Raw genomic sequence first — 18113 nt, forward strand, 5'->3', positions numbered from 1 at the left:
GGCGGCGGCCGGTGGTGAGTGACGTTTGGTCAGGACTGGGCGCTGTGTCTAAGAGTCACCTGTGCGACAGGCGTGTCAGGTGTGACAGTCATGGTCCTTTTTTTCTAGGGGTGGGGACGAGTGAGTCCACGCGGGAAGCGTGCGTACAGTCCGCTGAGCATGAAGCGACGGGCGTGGCTGACGCTCGGCGCGGTGGTTCTCGGCGGCGGGGGTGTGGTGACGTACGCCGTCGCCGACCCGTCCGCCGGCCACAGGGCCGCCGGACAGGCCAAGCGGCCGGTGAAGGTCTACGACCTGACGCTGAAGGGCGCCACGAACGGCGGGCGGGAGCTGCCGCGCACGGACACCGAACGGTTCTCGATGCTCGGCGTCTCCTGGACGGGGGCGAAGAACCGGCTGCACGGCACGGCCCAGGTGCGCACCCGGAGCGTCGAGACCGGCGCGTGGTCCGGCTGGCACGACCTGGAGGCGACCGACCCGCTGGTGGACCCCGAGGCCGGCCCCGACGCGCGCGGCGCGTCCGAGCCGCTGTGGGTCGGCCCCTCCGACGGCGTCCAGGTCCAGGTCGTCCACCAGGACGGCTCCACCAGCTCCGGTCTGCCCAAGGGGCTCCAGGTGAACCTGGTCGACCCCGGGGTGGCGACCGCCGCGGAGACCAGGGCGGAGCCGGCCGCGTTCGTGGCGGACGGCACCGCGAGCGACAGCCCGTCGCCGGCGGACTCCACGTCGCCCGACGACTCGGTCTCCCCGTCCGACCCGGCCGACCCGTCCGACTCCGTGTCGCCCACCGACTCCACGTCGCCCAGCGAGTCCGTGACCGCCACCGACTCGGCCTCGCCGAGCGCCTCCGTGTCCGCCACGCCGACGGACAGCGCCTCCGCGAGCCCGTCGGCCTCCGTCACGCCCACCGCACCGCCGTCCACCGTGCCCGAGCCGCCGATCGTCTCGCGCGCCGGCTGGGGCGCCGACGAGTCGCTGAGCCCGGACCCGTCGGAGTACAACGCGGACGTGAAGGCCGTCTTCGTCCACCACACGGACGGGACGAACGACTACACGTGCGCCGACTCCGCCGCGCTCGTACGGGGCATCTACGCGTACCACACGCAGGTCAGCGGCTGGAACGACATCGGCTACAACTTCCTGGTCGACAAGTGCGGCACGATCTTCGAGGGCCGCAAGGGCGGTGTCGGCCTGCCCGTGCTCGGCGCGCACACCTACGGCTGGAACCGGGAGGCGGCCGGTATCGCGGTGCTCGGTGACTACACCTCCATCGGCGCCACGGACGCGGCCCTGGCCTCGGTCGCCCGGATCGCGGCGTGGAAGCTCGGCCAGTACGGCGCCGACCCGGCCACGACCGTGCAGCTCAAGGCGGGCGCGACGCAGAAGAACTTCTTCGGCACCAGCTTCACCGCCGGCAGTTCGTACACCTTCAACCGGATCTCCGGTCACCGCGACGGCTACAACACCGAGTGCCCCGGCAACTCGCTCTACCCGCAGCTGCCGACGATCCGCGCCTGGGCGTCCGGCCCGGTGCAGGGCCTGAAGCTCACCTCGCTGTCGGGCGCCGCCCTGTCCGGCTCGAAGTACTACACCAAGGGTGCGATCACGGCGAAGTGGTCGACCACCACGCCCGGTTCGCTGATCTCGAAGTTCGAGCTGCTGGTGGACGGCAAGGCCGTCGCCACCGCCGCCGGCACGGCCACCTCGGTGGGCACCACGCTCACCGCCGGCAGCCACACCGTCGCCGTACGGGCCGTGCACCAGTCGGGCAAGACCACGACGACCGCCGCGCTGACCGTCGTCACCGACACCACCGCGCCCACCTTCAGCACCGCGCCGACGCTCTCCCTGCGCACCGGCACCGTCAGCACCACCGCCGTCCCGGTCACCCTCGGCTGGAAGGCCGCCGACAACGCGGCCCTGCAGTCGGTGAGCCTGCTGACCCCGACGACGGCCACCTTCGGCCCGACCACGACCGGCTCCAGCCGCACCGCGGGCTCCGGTGCCGCGTCCACCTGGTCGATGAAGGCGTACGACTACGCGGGCAACACCCGTACCTCGTCCCCGTCCTTCACCCCGCTGATCCTGCAGGAGACCTCGGCCGCCAAGTCCGGTACCTGGACCTCCCGTTCGTCCTCCAGCTACCTGGGCGGCAAGTCGTACTCCAGCACCTCCAAGGGCGCGAGCCTGAGCTGGACCTTCACCGGCCGGTCCGCCGCCTGGGTGGTCAGCCGGGCCTCCACCTCGGGGCAGGCGTACGTGTACGTCGACGGCAGCAAGGTCGCCACCGTCGACCTGAAGTCCACGACGACCTCCTACCGCCAGGCGATCTGGACCAAGACCTGGTCGTCCAGCGCCAAGCACACCGTGAAGATCGTCGTCGTCGGCACCAGCGGCCGTCCGACGGTCACGACGGACGGCTTGGTGTACATCAAGTAGGCCGAGCGGTTCAGGTGGCCGAGTCCACCGGTTCGGGCGTCCGTTCCTGCGCGGCTTGCGGGGCGGGCGCCCGGTCCGCGTTCACGACCACTCCGGCGACGAGCGCGGCCAGCAGCAGCGCGGCCATCGCCCACCAGGTGGCCACGTTGAAACCGTGCACCGCGGCCTTCGCCTCCAGCAGGGCCCGGTTCGGGATGCTCGCGGCATGGGCGGTGGCGTACCGGGTCGTGACGCTCGCGGCGATCGTGTTGAGCAGCGCCGTACCGATCGAACCGCCCACCTGCTGGGCGGTGTTGAAGGTGGCCGAGGCCGCGCCCGAGTCGCGCGGGGCGACCCCGCCGGTGGCCAGGGAGACCGAGGTCATCATGGCCGTGCCCATGCCGAGGCCGAGCATCAGCATGCCGGGCAGGATGTGCGAGGCGTACGCGGGCTCGACCCCGACCTGGGCTATCAGCGTCAGCGCCCCGGCCGCCAGCAGCAGCCCGGGGACCATCAGCAGACGGGGCGCGACCCGGTGCAGCAGCCGGGCGGCGACCTGGGTGGAGCCGGTGACCATGCCGACGGTGATGGGGAGATAGGCGACACCGGTCTTCACGGGCGAGTACCCGAGGACGCGCTGCATGTAGTAGGTCAGGAAGAGGAAGACGCCGAACATGCCGATGGTGGTCAGCAGCACGGTGAGGAAGGCGCCGATGCGCTGCCGGTCGCGTACGACGGTCATCGGGAGCAGCGGGACCCGGGCGCGGGTCTGCCAGAACCCGAAGAGGCCGAGCAGCGCGACCCCGCCGAACAGCAGCGTCAGGACCAGGGAGTCGCTCCAGCTCCGGGACTCCGCCTCGGAGAAGCCGTAGACCAGGGCGAGCATCCCGGCCGAGCCGAGCAGCGCGCCGGGTACGTCGAGGCGGGCGTCGGGGTGCCGGCCGCCGCCGGACAGCAGCACCCAGGCGCCGGCGAAGGCGACCAGAGCGATCGGCACGTTGACGTACAGGCACCAGCGCCAGTCCAGGTACTGGGTGAGGAAGCCGCCCGCGAGCAGCCCGACCGCGGCCCCGGCGCCGATGATGGCGCCGAAGATGCCGAAGGCCTTGCTGCGGTCCTTGGGGTCGGTGAACGTCGTCGCCAGCAGCGACAGCGCGGCCGGGGCGAGCAGCGCGGCGAAGACGCCCTGCAGCGCCCGCGCCCCGAACAGCATCCCCTGGTTGACCGCGGCCCCGCCTAGTGCGGAGGCGGCCGCGAAGCCGACCAGGCCGGTCATGAACGCCATCTTGCGGCCGGCGAGGTCGGCGATCCGGCCGCCGAGCAGCAGCAGTCCGCCGAAGGCGAGTGTGTAGGCGGTGATGACCCACTGCCGGTTGCCGTCCGACATGTGCAGGGCGGTCTGGGCGGAGGGGAGCGCGATATTGACGATGGTCATGTCGAGCACGACCATCAGCTGGGCCAGTGCGATGACGACCAGGGCCCACCAGCGTCGGTTGTCGGCCATGGGCCAATCGTGCTCCCGCCCGCGCCACTTGGGAACGCCCGCGTCTCCTATTGCGGGGTTTTTGCCAAGCCTGCGGCCCCGAGCACCTCGCTATCCCACGGCGTCCCGGCACAGCAGCCGCAGCGAGCCCTGGCCCTCGTAACAGCGTCGGGCCTCCTCGATCGGGTCCCAGAGCCGGCCGTCGGGGGTGCGGACCCAGTGATCGCCGCCGGACGCCCACCACTCGGCGCCGGTCTGACGGACGATCACCTCGCCGGCGTAGGCGCCGAGACCGCGCAGCATCTCCCGTACCGCGTTGTACGGCGCGCCCTCCCCGCGTATCTCGTCGATCACCCGGTCGACGCGCCACAGACTCTGCGCCGAATAGTCCAGCCGGACCCGCGCACCCTCGCGCATCATGGCCACCGCGTCCGCCGCCCACCGGGCCGGTTTCCCGGCGGCATGCGGCCTGCTCTGCTGCTGTGCTGTCACGTAGTGGGCTGTCACATAGGGAAGAGCGAGGTCAGCCCCCGTTTCGTCACCCTGGAACCGGGCGTTTCCGCAACCGGCGCAGGACCCCCGCAAGTCCGCCGCAGCTCCACCGCACGACACCCACAGGAATCTCCCAGGTTCGCCCCGCCCGGCTCACGCCTGGCTCATGACCGGCCGCGGGCCCGGCTCATGACCGGCCGCGGGCCCGGCGCGAGACCACCGCGCGCAGCACCCGGCGGCCCTCGGTGGACACGTCCAGCGCCCGGCGCAGGCCGGCCGGGCCATGCTCCGCGAGGAGTTCGAGGACGGTGACCTGGCGGCGCAGTTCGGCGGCGACCAGCGGGGACATGCTGTCGGTGCCGCCCTCGCGGCGGGTGTCGACCGAGGGCGCCGCGTCCTCGGCGGGGTCGAGCAGCCGGTGTATCTGGAGCGAGGCGACGGAACAGGCGTCGGCCCACAGCCGGATGCCGTTCCCCTCCTGCGAGTCGGGCGCGGCGTCCAGCATCCGGCGGGCGAGCGCCTCGGCCTCGTCGGTCTCGCCGGAAGCCTCTCCGGACGCGCCGAGGGAGCCGCGTGCCTTCTCCAGTCCCTCGCTCCAGTCGGAGCCGTCGGCCAGGCTCGCCCACAGTGGCCGCAGCACCAGGTCGTCCCCGCCGAGCAGCGGCACGCACCGATCCAAACAGGCCAACCCACTGGCGGCCAGTCCGCGTTCATCAGCCTGAGCGATCAGCTCAACCAGGCTCATCCCACGCCTCCCCACAACCGGTACAGACCAGGCCACCGCCCTTACGGAGCCCGCACTTCCCCCTACTGCGTGCAATGTACCTGGAGCGTCACAGCGGCACTACGCCCTGCAGATCAAGGAATGTGAAGAAAGAGTTTTCAGCCAATGACACCAACGGGATGAGGTCGACGGTCGGCGGTCGGTACGGCGAGGGTGTACGAGCGCGGGTCAGAGCGCGGCCGGGGCGGTGCCCGCCATCGCCTTCTCGTGCTGCATCCGGGTCAGCCGCACCACGACCAGGATCGCGAGGACGGCGGCGGAGATGTCGAGGGAGTCCGAGAGGATCAGCTGCAGGGCGCCGTCGCGGAGCCGGGCGGCACCCTGCACGTCGTCGCCGGGCGTCGCGAGGGGGTCGGCGACCAGCGCGGCCAGCCACAGCGTCCACCAGGCGTTGACCAGCGTGTGCGAACGGGTCGTACCCCAGGGGCTGCTGGCGTCCCAGATGTCGAGGGTGATCCGGCGCGGGTACCAGAGGTTCACGACCGGCACGAACCAGCCGCCGATCGCCCAGCCCGGCGACTTGCTCTGCCCGAGCGGGTCGAACACCTGGGCGTTGGCCCGTACCCGCTGGAACCAGGTCAGGTACACGATCCCGCAGGCGACCAGCGAACCCACCTGCGCACCGCCGGCGACGCCCAGCATCCGGTCGGCGCGGTCGGCCCGGCGGAACGCGGCGGCGCCGGTCTCGCCGTCCGCCAGCGCCCCCATGGCGTCGTACTGGAGGAAGTCCGCCCAGACGGAGAACAGGTCGGCGGCCACGACCACCCCGAGCAGGACGACGGTGGCCCAGCCGAGGCCCACCGGCGAGCGCAGCCACCGGCCCGGCGTGCTGCCGAAGGGCGGGACCGGCTCGGGCGAGTCGCCCAGGCAGCGGTGGCACAGGGTGGCGCCGGGCGCGGCGGCGAAGTGGTGGCAGCGGGCGCAGATCAAGACGGTTCCCCCGGGATGCGGTCGGGCACGGAGCCCTCCCCTGGCCCGCGCGGAAGCGGAACATACGGCCCGGCCGCGCCGTACGTCCACCCTTGATGCGTCGCGTGATCCGTCGGGTGATCGGTCGCGGATCAGCCCAGCTTGCCGGCGAGCGTCTTGAACCGGGTCCAGGACATCGACGGGGTGCGCGGGTCCCAGAGTTTCTGGGCGGTGGCCCGCAACGGCATCCGGATGCCGGCCGCAACCTGGTCCTGGGTCTGGGAGTTGGCCAGGTCACTCCAGACGGCGAACGACCCGCCGAGGATCCGGGAGTCGTACGCCGAGGACACGGCCGAGGTGCCGCGCAGCACGCGCGGGGTCCACTGCTGGTAGATCCGCTGTCCGGTCGGATAGACGAAGGTGTTGGGCTCCCCGAGGACGTAGTAGAGGAACTCGTCGTTGTAGTTGAGGACCGTCCGCCCCGCGCTCAGGTACTCCACCGGCTTGCGGGCGCCGATCTCCTTGCCGGTCCAGTAGGCGACCTGGAGATCCTTGGCGGGCTGCACGGAACTGCCCCGCAGGAAGCCGTCGTTCCAGGCCCGCATGGTGCGGTCGTGGGCGCGGACGGTGTCGACGCGGGCGTTGAGCCACCCGGTGGTGAGGTCGGCCACGGTGGCGCCGGAGCCGTACTTCTGCCGGGCGGCGGCCGCGAGCTGCGGGTAGGAGGCCTGCGGGTTCGAGACGGTCAGCGCCTGGTACTCGTCACCGCCGAGGTTCCAGTAGGAGCCGGGGAAAACATCGGCGTACTCGCCCAGCAGATCGTCGACGATCTTCGCCGAGGCCGGCTTGGAGATGTCGATGGCGCCCTTGGTGGGGACCCCCTGCGCGTTGCGCAGTTGCAGCTCCGGGTGCGCGGCGAGGACGGCGCCCAGGTGCCCGGGCGAGTCGATCTCGGGCACGACCTGGATGTGCCGGCCGGCCGCGAGGGCGACGATCCGCCTCACCTGAGCCTTGCTCAGATGGTTCTTGGAGACGATCTCCGGGTGGGTGCTGGACTCGATCCGGAACCCCTGGTCGTCGGAGAAGTGCAGCCCGAACTGGTTGAACTTCAGGTCGCCCAGCTCCCTTATCCGGGCCTCGATCCACCCGGCGGTGTAGGGCTTGCGCGCGATGTCCAGCATGAACCCGCGCTGCGGCTTGGCCGGCTGGTCCTTCACGACCCCCTCCGGGGCGCTGCCGCCGCCGTGCACCTCCTGCTTCAGCGTCCGGGTGCCGTAGAAGACGCCCGCGTCACCGGGCCCGCTGATCCGCACCGACCCGCCGCGCACGGTCATGGTGTACGACTCCGGGTCCCCCGTACCGCCGAGGTCGAGGCGCAGATCACCGGCCTTGACGTCCTCGTTCGCGCCTTTCTGCCCGGCGTACGACAGCCCCAGCTCCCCCGCTATCAGCCGCCCCTCGTCGGCCAGCGCCGCGTCGCTCACCACGACGCGCTCGCCGTGTTCGGGGCGCCAGCCCGGCCCGCGGGCGGCGGTGTGGGAGCGGACGGCGGGGATGGTCAGCGGGGCCTGGGAGAGGGGGTAGCTGCGCGTGGGAGTGGGGGTCGGCGTCCCGGCCCCGGCGGCGGACGAGGCGGCCCGCCCACTTCCGGACGGCTGCTGCTGGGGGGCTTCGGCCGTGGACCCGCCGCCGCCGTGGCCCGTGGCGGCCCATACGCCGATGCCCGTACCGAGCACGACGGTCCCCACGACGGCGGCGGCGACCACCGTCCGCCGCCGTGCGATCTGCCGTCCCGAGGGCCTACGCCTGTGCTGGCTCACACGGCCACGCTACGACGCGTCGCCCACTCAGACGTCATCCAACCGCTCCGAAACTCTCCCGTTCGGGTGAAAAACAAGCAACCAACGGACCCGCCGTGAACGTCCTCGATAACGTCAACGACACATCTCTCACAGCATTCCCTGCCACACCGCATGTGACGCGAGGACCCACGCTGCCCGCCCACCGTCTGCCCCATCTCCCCACCCCGCTGGACGCGTTCAACGCCGCCCCCGCCGACGAGGTCGGCGCCCTGCTGCTGCACTGCCTGCACAGCCTGCGCTGGTCCCGCCGCATCACGGACCACCGCCCCTACCCCGACGTGGCCTCCCTCCTGGCAGCGGCGGACGAGGCGACGTACGACCTGTCCCCGGGGGACCTCTCGGAGGCGCTGGCGGGCGAGTGCCTGCCGCCGGTGCCCGAGGGCACCTACCCGGCCGCCCACACAGCCCTGAGCGCGGCCCACGCGACCTACGAGGCCCGCTTCGGCCACGTCTTCATCATCTACCTGGGCGACACGCCGCCCGCCGAATCCCTGGACCACGTCCTGGCAGGCATCCGATCACGTTTGACAAACGATCCGGAGGAAGAGCGAGTCATCACGGCGGAGCAACTCCGGCGCCTGGCCAGAGGACGGCTGGCTGAGAAACTCAGGGGCGCGGGGCTGAACACATCAGCGGCTCCGCCGCGATGGGGGTCCCCCCGCTCGAGCGAATTCGAGAGTGGGGGAGCAACCAGCCCCCACGGCGCCGCGCCCGGCATCTGACAGTCCCCCACCCCCACAAACCCTCTTCTTTTGTAGCCCGTCCGGTGCCAGTTTGATCACACAAGGTAGGCCCCCCGTAAAGCCTCCTGCGACGGCTGGCTAACATGCTGGGGGCCGGTGGACCGTACCCGGCCGGGCCCGACCGACAGCACAAGCCGGCGCGGCCCCGATACCCCGCTCCCGGAGGGACTTCCGTGCCGGCTGGAACGCTGTACCGCGGCCGGGAAGGAATGTGGTCCTGGGTGGCTCACCGAGTCACCGGCGTCCTCATTTTCTTCTTCCTGTTCGTTCACGTGCTGGACACCGCTCTCGTCCGCGTCTCCCCCGAGGACTACGACAAGGTCGTAGCCACGTACAAGACGCCGATCGTCGCACTGCTGGAGTACGGCCTCGTGGCCGCCATCCTCTTCCACGCCCTCAACGGCCTGCGTGTCATCGCCGTCGACTTCTGGTCGAAGGGCCCGCGCTACCAGAAGCAGATGCTCTGGACGGTCGTCGGTGTCTGGGTCGTCCTGATGGCCGGGGCCATTTACCCCGTTCTCGGCCACGCCGCTCGTGTCCTGTTCGGGAGCTGACGCAGATGTCGACCACTGAAACCCCCGCAGCCGGCGTCGGCCCCGTCGAAGGCGCCCCGCTCTTCACCGTGGACAACCCGGCCCCCCTCATCGAGGCCCCGCGCAAGCGCACCAAGAAGACCCCGCGCTCCACCCGCGGCAACTTCGAGATGGCCGCCTGGCTGTTCATGCGCCTGTCCGGCGTCGTGCTGGTCGTCCTCGTCCTCGGCCACCTGCTGATCCAGCTGGTGCTCGACGGCGGCGTGTCGAAGATCGGCTTCGCGTTCGTGGCCGGCCGCTGGGCGAGCCCCTTCTGGCAGGTCTGGGACCTGCTGATGCTGTGGCTCGCGATGCTGCACGGCGCGAACGGCCTGCGCACGATCATCAACGACTACGCGGAGCGCGCGAACACCCGGCTGTGGCTCAAGGGCCTGCTCTACACGGCCACGGTGTTCACCATCCTGCTGGGCTCACTGGTGATCTTCACCTTCGACCCGAACATCCGCTAGGCACGGGGCTGCGAGAATCATGAAGATCCACAAGTACGACACCGTCATCGTCGGCGCCGGCGGCGCGGGCATGCGCGCGGCCATCGAGTCGACGAAGCGCAGCCGCACCGCGGTCCTGACCAAGCTCTACCCCACCCGCTCCCACACGGGCGCCGCGCAGGGCGGTATGGCCGCCGCGCTCGCCAACGTGGAGGAGGACAACTGGGAGTGGCACACCTTCGACACGGTCAAGGGCGGTGACTACCTGGTCGACCAGGACGCCGCCGAGATCCTGGCGAAGGAGGCCATCGACGCCGTCCTCGACCTGGAGAAGATGGGCCTGCCGTTCAACCGGACGCCCAACGGCACGATCGACCAGCGCCGCTTCGGCGGTCACTCCCGCAACCACGGCGAGGCCCCGGTCCGCCGGTCCTGCTACGCGGCCGACCGCACCGGCCACATGATCCTCCAGACGCTGTACCAGAACTGCGTCAAAGAGGGCGTGGAGTTCTTCAACGAGTTCTACGTCCTGGACCAGCTGATCACCGAGGAGGACGGCGTCAGGAAGTCCTCCGGTGTGGTCGCCTACGAGCTGGCCACCGGTGAGATCCACATCTTCCAGGCGAAGGCCGTCATCTACGCCTCCGGCGGCACCGGCAAGTTCTTCAAGGTGACGTCGAACGCCCACACGCTGACCGGTGACGGCCAGGCCGCGGTCTACCGCCGTGGTCTGCCGCTGGAGGACATGGAGTTCTTCCAGTTCCACCCGACCGGCATCTGGCGCATGGGCATCCTGCTGACGGAGGGCGCCCGCGGTGAGGGCGGCATCCTCCGCAACAAGGACGGCGAGCGCTTCATGGAGAAGTACGCGCCGGTCATGAAGGACCTCGCGTCCCGTGACGTCGTGTCCCGCTCCATCTACACGGAGATCCGTGAGGGCCGCGGCTGCGGTCCCGAGGGCGACCACGTCTACCTCGACCTCACCCACCTCCCGCCGGAGCAGCTGGACGCCAAGCTCCCGGACATCACCGAGTTCGCGCGTACTTACCTCGGTATCGAGCCGTACACGGACCCGATCCCGATCCAGCCCACCGCGCACTACGCGATGGGCGGCATCCCGACCAACGTCGAGGGTGAGGTCCTCTCGGACAACACCACCGTCGTCCCGGGCCTGTACGCGGCCGGCGAGGTCGCCTGCGTCTCGGTCCACGGCGCCAACCGCCTCGGCACCAACTCGCTCCTGGACATCAACGTGTTCGGCCGCCGGGCGGGCATCGCGGCCGCCGAGTACGCGCACACCGTGGACTTCGTCGAACTCCCGGAGAACCCGGCCGAGTTCGTGGTCTCCCAGATCGAGCGGCTGCGTACCTCGACGGGCAACGAGCGGGTCGCCACGCTCCGCCGGGAGCTGCAGGAGACCATGGACGCCAACGTCATGGTGTTCCGCACCGAGCAGACGATCAAGACGGCGGTCGAGAAGATCGCGGAGCTGCGCGAGCGCTACAAGAACGTCTCGATCCAGGACAAGGGCAAGCGGTTCAACACGGACCTGCTGGAGGCCATCGAGCTCGGCAACCTGCTCGACCTCGCCGAGGTCATGGCGGTCTCCGCGCTGGCCCGCAAGGAGTCCCGCGGCGGTCACTACCGCGAGGACTACCCCAACCGCGACGACGTCAACTTCATGCGCCACACCATGGCGTACCGCGAGGTGGGCGACGACGGCGCCGAGTCCATCCGTCTCGATTACAAGCCGGTCGTCCAGACCCGCTACCAGCCGATGGAGCGTAAGTACTGATGGCAACCCCCGTTCTGGACAAGGCGGACGCGGCCGGCCAGCCCGAGCCCGGCTTCGCCGACTCCCCGTACATCACGGTCACCTTCCGGGTCCGCCGCTTCAACCCCGAGGTCTCCGCGGACGCGGTCTGGGAAGACTTCCAGCTGGAGATCGACCCGAAGGAGCGCGTCCTCGACGGCCTCCACAAGATCAAGTGGGACGTCGACGGCACGCTGACGTTCCGCCGCTCCTGCGCGCACGGCATCTGTGGTTCGGACGCGATGCGGATCAACGGCAAGAACCGTCTTGCCTGCAAGACCCTCATCAAGGACATCAACCCCGAGAAGCCGATCACGGTCGAGCCCATCAAGGGCCTGACGGTCCTGAAGGACCTGGTCGTGGACATGGAGCCGTTCTTCCAGGCGTACCGGGACGTCATGCCCTTCCTCATCACGAAGGACACGAACGAGCCCACGCGTGAGCGTCTCCAGTCGGCCGAGGACCGCGAGCGCTTCGACGACACCACGAAGTGCATCCTCTGCGCCGCCTGCACCTCCTCGTGCCCGGTCTTCTGGAACGACGGCCAGTACTTCGGCCCGGCCGCCATCGTCAACGCGCACCGCTTCATCTTCGACAGCCGTGACGAGGCGGGCGAGCAGCGCCTGGAGATCCTGAACGACCGCGACGGCGTGTGGCGCTGCCGCACGACCTTCAACTGCACGGACGCCTGCCCGCGCGGCATCGAGGTCACCAAGGCGATCCAGGAGGTGAAGCGAGCGCTGATCACGCGCCGCTTCTGACGTCTCCTTCGGTACGTCGGCCAGGGCCCCGTCTCCCGGTTTCACACCCGGGGGCGGGGCCCCGCCCGTTACCCGAGTCCCTGGCCTCCCGATCGTCACTGCTCCTGGAATCGACGGCGACGGCGGCAGGCGTGGAGGGCGCGCTGGGTTGGCAACTCTCCGGGCTGCGGGGGAAGTTGCTGCCTAGGTTGCGGGGGTCTTCCTGGCTTTCGCGGCCTATCTGCACTTCTTCGGCGCGGCACGCGAGGGCCGGGAGCTGTCGCAGCTGCGGGTTGCCCTGTCCACCCGCCTCGACGGACTGATCGCGGTGCAGGTGCAGCCGGGACGGCGGAGGGTCCAGCGCCGCTTCGGCCGTTGAGGCGACAGCCGGGTGGGTGACCCCCTGGTCCGGCGGCAGGGGTGTCCGGAATGCCCGACCTAACCTGATGGCATGTCAGATGACGAGTCGTACGAACTGCTCGGGTTCGACAACGTGCTGATTCCCGTCGGGGATCTCGCGACCGCCGTCGCCTTCTACGAGCGTGCCGGATTCACCGTCGGCTTCCGGTTCGACGAGGGCGGGATCGCCCTGCTGAAGGTCGGGGGCGAGACCCCCGGGGTGCTGCTGCGGGTCGAGGAGGGGCTGGGGCACCGGCCCGCGGTGTGGGGCTCGCCGCGGGTGTGGCTGGAGGTGCCGGACGCGCGCGCCGCGACCCGGAGGCTGAAGACCGCCGGGATCACCGTGCTCGACGAGCCCTTCTCCGTCGCCACCGGCTGGACCGTCGAGATCGCCGACCCCTGGGGCAACGTCCTCGGGTTCACGGACTACATCAAGCGGCCGGAGCTCGGGCGCCGGACGTGAACGGGGTCACTCCGCAACCGAGTTGAACACGTTCAAAAGCAGGTCTACAGTCATCCCTGTCAGCGTTTTGAACGCGTTCAAGAAGGGGTGGGGCATGGACCGTACCGTCATCGCCTACGTCATCTACCTGCTCGTCAGCATCGGGCTGACCATCTGGGTGGCCCGCACGCTCAGCCGCAACGGGCGGATCTTCCTCTCCGACGTCCTGCAGGGGAACGAGAAGCTCGCCGACGCCGTCAACCACCTCCTGGTGGTCGGCTTCTACCTCGTCAACCTCGGCTTCGTCGCCCTGTACCTGCACACCAGCGACACCATCGAGGACACCCGCGGGATCTTCGAGGCGCTGTCCTCGAAGATCGGGGTCGTGCTGCTGGTGCTCGGTGTGATGCACCTCGGCAATGTGTACGTGCTGAACCGGATCCGGCGGCGCGGGGCCATGGAGCGGGAGCAGCTCCCGCCCGTGCCGCCGCAGGGCTGGACCGCGCCGGCGGCCGGGGCGTGAGCACCGTGACCGCCACCGACGACCGGGGCGCCGTGCGCGTCCCGGTCCACGGGCTGACCGTTCTCTACGACGCCGAGTGCACCCTCTGCAGCCACCTGCGCGACTGGCTCGTCCGGCAGCCCCAGCTGGTGCCGCTCACCCTCGTCCCCGCCGGGTCGGACGAGGCCCGGGCCCGCTTCCCCGAGCTGGATCACGCGGTCACCTTCGACGAGGTCACCGTCGTCGGCGACGGAGGGCAGGTCTACCGGGACACCGCCGCCTGGATCGTCGTCCTGTGGGCGCTGCGGGAGCAGCGGCCGCTCGCCCACCGGCTGAGCACACCGGCCGGAGCGCGGCTGGCCCGGGGCGCGGTGCTGGCCGCCGCCAGGTGGCGGGGCGCGCAGTGGGGCGGGAAGGCGTACCGGCGGGCGGACGGATGGGCGTACGACCCCGGTCTCGGCTGGACTTACGACCCTCCGGGCTGTGACAGCGGCGTCTGCGCCACTCGTTAGGCTCTGTCCGTGTCCGCGAAGAACGACGGTCCCGTCGAGGCCGGTGCCCAGAGCAAGTCCGAGCAGACCCGCGCGCTGATCCTGGAGACGGCGATGCGGCTGTTCCGGGAGCGTGGCTACGAGAAGACCACGATGCGGGCCATCGCCACGGAGGCCGGGGTCTCGGTCGGCAACGCGTACTACTACTTCGCCGGCAAGGAACACCTGATCCAGGGCTTCTACGACCAGCTCGCCGCCGAGCACCGGGTGGCGGTCCGCGAGGTCCTGGACCGGGAGACCGATCTGGAGGCGCGGCTCGCGGGCGTGCTCAAGGTGTGGCTGGACATCGCGCTGCCGTACCACGAGTTCGCGGTCCACTTCTTCAAGAACGCCGCCGACCCCGACAGCCCGCTCAGCCCCTTCTCCCCGGAGAGCGAGCACGCCCGCGACGAGGCGATCGGCGTGCACCGGGAGGTGCTGGCCGGGGCGAAGACCAAGGTGGCACCCGAACTGCGGGACGTACTGCCCGAGTTGATGTGGCTCTCACAGATGGGCCTGGTCCTGTACTGGATCTTCGACCGGACGGAGGGCCGGGAGCGCAGCTACCGGCTGGCCGAGCGGGGCGCGCGACTGACGGCCCGCGGTGTGTCGCTGGCGCGGTTCCGGGTGCTACGGCCGCTGGTCCTGGAGGTGCACGAGCTGTTCACGGACTTCCTGCCAGGGATGACGCGGGTGCTGCCGGACCCGGGGGGCAAGGGGCGCGGGGGCGAGTGATCACTTTCGGGTGAACGGAGTCGAACGGGACACCGAGGGTGCCGCGTGCCTACGATGATGCTCTCGACACCAGCCCATGGGAGGCACCTGATGTCCGCAGCAGCTGTCGAGCGGCCGCACAAGGAGTGGTCGCTGATCGCCGAAGCGAACCACATCATGGAGAGCATTCCGGGCCTCCGCGTCGAGATCATCGGAGACCAGATTCTCGTGAGCCCCGCACCGGACGGCCCTCACTCCGAGGCCCTGATGCTGTTCGCCGCCCCGTTCATGAATCTGGGCCTGGTGCGGGCGCTTCCCGGCATTGGTCTCTGGCTTCCCAGCGGCCCCGAGGACTACGCGATCCCCGATCTCTCGGTGGTCGACGACGACTACCGCGATCACTTGGTGGAGAACAGCTGCTACGACCCGACATGCTTCCGTCTGGTGATGGAGGTCACGTCCAGTAACTGGAAGACCGATCTGCAGGTCAAGGTCGCCCATTACGCCCAGTCCCGGATCCCCGTCTACGTCATCGTCGACCGCAAGCACCAGCGCGTCCATGTGCTGACCGATCCGGCCGGGGGTCGGTACGCCCACCACGGGATCCACAGTCCCGGGGAGCTCGTCACGCTCCCCGAGTCCGTGGGCGGCAAGGTCGTACTGGATGTCGAGCGCATCCTCAAAGCCGGGCTCGCCTGAGCTAATTGACCGCGTCCACCTCGTCCCCGGTCAGCTCCACGTCGTACACCACCGGCCCCTCCGTCACCGTCACCTGCCGGGCCTTCGAGCCGTACGACGAGGACGACACCGCCAGCAGATACGCACCCGGCGCCGGGACCGACACGATGTAGGAGCCGTCCGCCAAGGACGTCACGCGGTCCAGCTGGCGCCCGCCCTTGGACATCACGGCCACCGACGCGTTCTCCACCGGGTCGCCGTCCGGCGTGCGGACGAAGCCGTGGATCGCCGTCGCCGGGCCGGTGGGCTCGGTCGGCACCGGGGCCGGCTCCTCCTGCGGCTCCACCGCCAGATGCGGCAGCCGCTTCTCCAGCCAGGCCGGCAGCCACCAGTTGGACGCGCCCAGCAGATGCATCGCGGCCGGGACCAGCGCCGTACGCAGGATGAACGCGTCCAGCGCGACCGCCGCCGCCAGGCCCACGCCCGCCATCGCCGCGCCCGAGTCACCGCTGAGGACGAAGGCCAGGAAGACGCAGACCATGATCAGAGCCGCGGAGTTGATGACGCGGCTGGTCTCCGCGAGGCCGACCCGGACCGCGCGCGCGTTGTCCTTCGTGTGCACCCACTCCTCGTGCATCCGGCTCACCAGGAACACCTGGTAGTCCATCGAGAGGCCGAAGAGGAGGGAGAGCATGATGACGGGGAGGAACGCGTTGATCGGGCCCTCCTTGCCGAGGCCCAGCAGACTCAGGCCCCAGCCCCACTGGAAGACCGCGACGAGGACGCCGAAGGAGGCGGCCGCGGCGATCAGGTTCATCAGGGCCGCCGTCAGCGGGACGACCAGGGAGCGGAAGGCGACCAGGAGGAGCAGGAAGCCCAGGCCGATGATCGTCGCGATGAAGAGGGGCAGCCGGTCGCCCGTGACGGAGGCGAAGTCCTTGGAGACCGCCGTCACGCCGCCTACGTGGGCCTCCACGCCCGCCTTCGGGATCACCTGGTCGCGGAGGGTGTCGATGAGGTCGTCCGTCTCCTTGGACTGGGGCGAGGTGGTCGGGACCACCTGGATGACCGTGACGCCCTTCGCCGGGGGCAGCTGCGCCACCTGGGCGACGCCCGGCGTCGACTTCAGGTCCTTGACCAGCGTGGTCGTGTCGCCGCCGACGCTGACCACCTGGAGCGGGCCGTTGAAACCGGGGCCGAAGCCCTCGGCGAGCAGGTCGTAGGCCTTCCTGGTGGTCGTGGACGCGTCGTCGTTGCCCTGGTCGGTGGCGCCGAGGCGGAGGGAGAGGACGGGGATGGCCAGGACCGCCATGACGAGGAGTGCCAGTGCGGCGATCCGGCGCGGGCGCTTCTCCACGTTCACCGACCACCGGGCCGCCAGGCCGCTCGCCTTCTCCGGCTCGGGACCCTCGGCAGCCAGCCTGCGCCGCTGGCGGCGGCTGAGGACGCGCGGGCCGAGGAAGCCGAGCAGGGCGGGGAGGAGAGTGGTGGCCGCCAGGACGCTGAGCACCACCGTCAGGGACGTGCCGATGACCACGCCGTCCAGGAAGCGCAGCCGTGTGACCAGCATGCCGGCGAGCGCGATGCAGACCGTGCCACCCGCGAACAGCACCGCCCGGCCCGAAGTGTTGAGGGCGGTGACCGCCGACTCCTCGGGGTCCATGCCGCGCAGGATGCCGCGCCGGTGCCGGGTGACGATGAACAGGGCGTAGTCGATGCCGACGCCGAGGCCGATCAGGGAGGCCAGCAGCGGCGCGATGTCGGGGATGTCGGTGGTGTGGCTGAGGAGCTGGGTGGAGAACAGGCCCATGCCGACACCGAAGACGGCGATCGCGATCGGGAGGGTCATCGCGAAGAAGGAGCCGAAGGCCAGGAAGAGGACGACGGCCGCCGCGATGATGCCGACCATCTCGGAGAGGCCCTGCGGCGGCTCCTGCACGCGCTGGATGGCCTGGCCGCCCAGCTCGACCTGCAGTCCGCCGCGTTCGGCGTGCTGCGCGGTGTCGAGGACCTTCTGGACGAGGTCCTTGGGTATTTCGTTCGCGCGCTGGGCGAAGGTCAGCTGGGCGTACGCGATCTTGCCGTCCTGGCTGATCTGCGCGGCCCCCCGGGCGCCTGCGTACGGGCTGGTGACCGCGCCGACGCCCGTCATCTTCGCGATCTCGTCGAGGGCCGGCTGGATACGGCCGCGGACCGCCTGGTCCCGCACCGAGCCGTCGGTGACCTTCCAGACCACGGTGTCCGTGTCACCGGACGTGTTCGGGAAGGCCTTCATCATCAGGTCGTACGCGGTCTTGGAGTCCGTGTCCGGAAGGGAGAAGACGTTCGCGTAGTTCGTGCCCGCGGACGAGGCCGAGAAGCCCACGCCGAGGAGTGCCCCCACCCACAGCAACAGGACCACCAGCCGGTGCCGATAGCACCACCGTGCCAATGCCGTCACGCTCAACAGCTCCTTGAGATCAGATCCAGTTCGGTCGGTTGGTCCCCCAGGTCCTGGGCAACAGGATTGGTGGCGGGACGGGCGCCGGGACACGCGGCGCGCATGACTCTCAAGGAACTCCAAAGCTGCGGGCCCCCGGCGGT

General features: G+C 70.2%; 17 protein-coding genes. 11 read left to right on the top strand and 6 right to left on the bottom strand.

Annotated features, from left to right (window positions below; genetic code table 11):
* The first annotated feature begins 159 nt into the window (after positions 1-159).
* Positions 160-2439 carry a peptidoglycan recognition protein gene (locus EDD90_RS21805; protein ID WP_123974638.1) on the top strand — a complete coding sequence of 760 codons (2280 nt, stop codon included), beginning with the start codon at positions 160-162 and terminating at the stop codon, positions 2437-2439.
* A gap of 10 nt (positions 2440-2449) precedes the next feature.
* Here the strand turns inward: EDD90_RS21805 and EDD90_RS21810 are convergent, their stop codons facing one another.
* From EDD90_RS21810 to EDD90_RS21830, 5 genes are all read right to left on the bottom strand, one after another.
* Positions 2450-3922, bottom strand: a complete 1473-nt coding sequence (locus EDD90_RS21810) for a DHA2 family efflux MFS transporter permease subunit (protein WP_123974639.1) — start codon at positions 3920-3922, stop codon at positions 2450-2452.
* A gap of 90 nt (positions 3923-4012) precedes the next feature.
* Positions 4013-4393 carry a hypothetical protein gene (locus tag EDD90_RS21815; RefSeq protein ID WP_185149180.1) on the bottom strand — a complete coding sequence of 127 codons (381 nt, stop codon included), beginning with the start codon at positions 4391-4393 and terminating at the stop codon, positions 4013-4015.
* A gap of 187 nt (positions 4394-4580) precedes the next feature.
* On the bottom strand, positions 4581-5138 hold the full coding sequence (locus EDD90_RS21820) for a hypothetical protein (protein WP_123974641.1): 558 nt from the start codon (positions 5136-5138) through the stop codon (positions 4581-4583).
* Between the two features lie 207 nt (positions 5139-5345).
* Entirely contained in the window at positions 5346-6107 is a 762-nt protein-coding gene (locus tag EDD90_RS21825; protein ID WP_123974642.1) for a DUF4328 domain-containing protein, read from the bottom strand.
* 131 nt (positions 6108-6238) lie between these two features.
* Positions 6239-7906, bottom strand: coding sequence for a glycoside hydrolase family 20 protein (locus EDD90_RS21830; RefSeq protein WP_123974643.1), 1668 nt, complete (start codon positions 7904-7906; stop codon positions 6239-6241).
* Between the two features lie 155 nt (positions 7907-8061).
* Here EDD90_RS21830 and EDD90_RS21835 point away from each other — a divergent pair, with 155 nt between their 5' ends.
* The 10 genes from EDD90_RS21835 to EDD90_RS21880 all read left to right on the top strand — a co-directional run bounded on the left by EDD90_RS21835 (position 8062) and on the right by EDD90_RS21880 (position 15551).
* A complete protein-coding gene (locus EDD90_RS21835) occupies positions 8062-8670 on the top strand; it encodes a 2-oxo-4-hydroxy-4-carboxy-5-ureidoimidazoline decarboxylase (protein ID WP_123974644.1) in 609 nt (202 codons plus the stop codon).
* 194 nt (positions 8671-8864) lie between these two features.
* Positions 8865-9245 carry a succinate dehydrogenase, cytochrome b556 subunit gene (gene sdhC, locus EDD90_RS21840; RefSeq protein ID WP_043406142.1) on the top strand — a complete coding sequence of 127 codons (381 nt, stop codon included), beginning with the start codon at positions 8865-8867 and terminating at the stop codon, positions 9243-9245.
* A 5-nt stretch (positions 9246-9250) separates the two neighbouring features.
* Positions 9251-9733 carry a succinate dehydrogenase hydrophobic membrane anchor subunit gene (locus EDD90_RS21845; RefSeq protein ID WP_123974645.1) on the top strand — a complete coding sequence of 161 codons (483 nt, stop codon included), beginning with the start codon at positions 9251-9253 and terminating at the stop codon, positions 9731-9733.
* Positions 9734-9752: 19 nt separating this feature from the next.
* Positions 9753-11507 carry a succinate dehydrogenase flavoprotein subunit gene (gene sdhA / locus EDD90_RS21850; protein WP_123974646.1) on the top strand — a complete coding sequence of 585 codons (1755 nt, stop codon included), beginning with the start codon at positions 9753-9755 and terminating at the stop codon, positions 11505-11507.
* Positions 11507-12286, top strand: a complete 780-nt coding sequence (locus EDD90_RS21855) for a succinate dehydrogenase iron-sulfur subunit (protein WP_046729767.1) — start codon at positions 11507-11509, stop codon at positions 12284-12286. Before sdhA ends, EDD90_RS21855 begins: the two co-directional genes overlap by 1 nt.
* Before the next feature lie 430 nt (positions 12287-12716).
* A complete protein-coding gene (locus tag EDD90_RS21860) occupies positions 12717-13127 on the top strand; it encodes a VOC family protein (protein ID WP_123974647.1) in 411 nt (136 codons plus the stop codon).
* A gap of 94 nt (positions 13128-13221) precedes the next feature.
* Positions 13222-13629: a hypothetical protein gene (locus EDD90_RS21865; protein ID WP_123974648.1), complete on the top strand. Its 408-nt coding sequence runs from the start codon at positions 13222-13224 to the stop codon at positions 13627-13629.
* Entirely contained in the window at positions 13626-14120 is a 495-nt protein-coding gene (locus EDD90_RS21870) for a thiol-disulfide oxidoreductase DCC family protein (protein ID WP_123974649.1), read from the top strand. The genes EDD90_RS21865 and EDD90_RS21870 overlap by 4 nt, the downstream gene beginning before the upstream one ends.
* Positions 14121-14129: 9 nt before the next feature.
* A complete protein-coding gene (locus tag EDD90_RS21875) occupies positions 14130-14873 on the top strand; it encodes a TetR/AcrR family transcriptional regulator (RefSeq protein ID WP_123974650.1) in 744 nt (247 codons plus the stop codon).
* A 90-nt stretch (positions 14874-14963) separates the two neighbouring features.
* Complete coding sequence (locus EDD90_RS21880; RefSeq protein WP_123974651.1) at positions 14964-15551, top strand: Uma2 family endonuclease; 588 nt, start codon at positions 14964-14966, stop codon at positions 15549-15551.
* A gap of 1 nt (position 15552) precedes the next feature.
* Here EDD90_RS21880 and EDD90_RS21885 read toward each other — a convergent pair whose 3' ends face one another.
* Positions 15553-17961, bottom strand: a complete 2409-nt coding sequence (locus EDD90_RS21885) for an MMPL family transporter (RefSeq protein WP_123981479.1) — start codon at positions 17959-17961, stop codon at positions 15553-15555.
* Positions 17962-18113 lie beyond the last annotated feature (152 nt).

Origin of the sequence: Streptomyces sp. Ag109_O5-1 (assembly GCF_003814875.1) — a bacterium.
In the GTDB taxonomy this organism is placed as follows: Bacteria; Actinomycetota; Actinomycetes; order Streptomycetales; family Streptomycetaceae; genus Streptomyces; species Streptomyces sasae.

Bases quoted from the DNA above. Each gene is read 5' to 3' on its own strand.
- EDD90_RS21805 (WP_123974638.1), top strand. From the start codon at position 160: ATGAAGCGACGGGCGTGGCTGACGCTCGGCGCGGTGGTTCTCGGCGGC.
- EDD90_RS21810 (WP_123974639.1), bottom strand. From the start codon at position 3,922: ATGGCCGACAACCGACGCTGGTGGGCCCTGGTCGTCATCGCACTGGCC.
- EDD90_RS21820 (WP_123974641.1), bottom strand. From the start codon at position 5,138: ATGAGCCTGGTTGAGCTGATCGCTCAGGCTGATGAACGCGGACTGGCC.
- EDD90_RS21845 (WP_123974645.1), top strand. From the start codon at position 9,251: ATGTCGACCACTGAAACCCCCGCAGCCGGCGTCGGCCCCGTCGAAGGC.
- sdhA (WP_123974646.1), top strand. From the start codon at position 9,753: ATGAAGATCCACAAGTACGACACCGTCATCGTCGGCGCCGGCGGCGCG.
- EDD90_RS21855 (WP_046729767.1), top strand. From the start codon at position 11,507: ATGGCAACCCCCGTTCTGGACAAGGCGGACGCGGCCGGCCAGCCCGAG.
- EDD90_RS21860 (WP_123974647.1), top strand. From the start codon at position 12,717: ATGTCAGATGACGAGTCGTACGAACTGCTCGGGTTCGACAACGTGCTG.
- EDD90_RS21865 (WP_123974648.1), top strand. From the start codon at position 13,222: ATGGACCGTACCGTCATCGCCTACGTCATCTACCTGCTCGTCAGCATC.
- EDD90_RS21880 (WP_123974651.1), top strand. From the start codon at position 14,964: ATGTCCGCAGCAGCTGTCGAGCGGCCGCACAAGGAGTGGTCGCTGATC.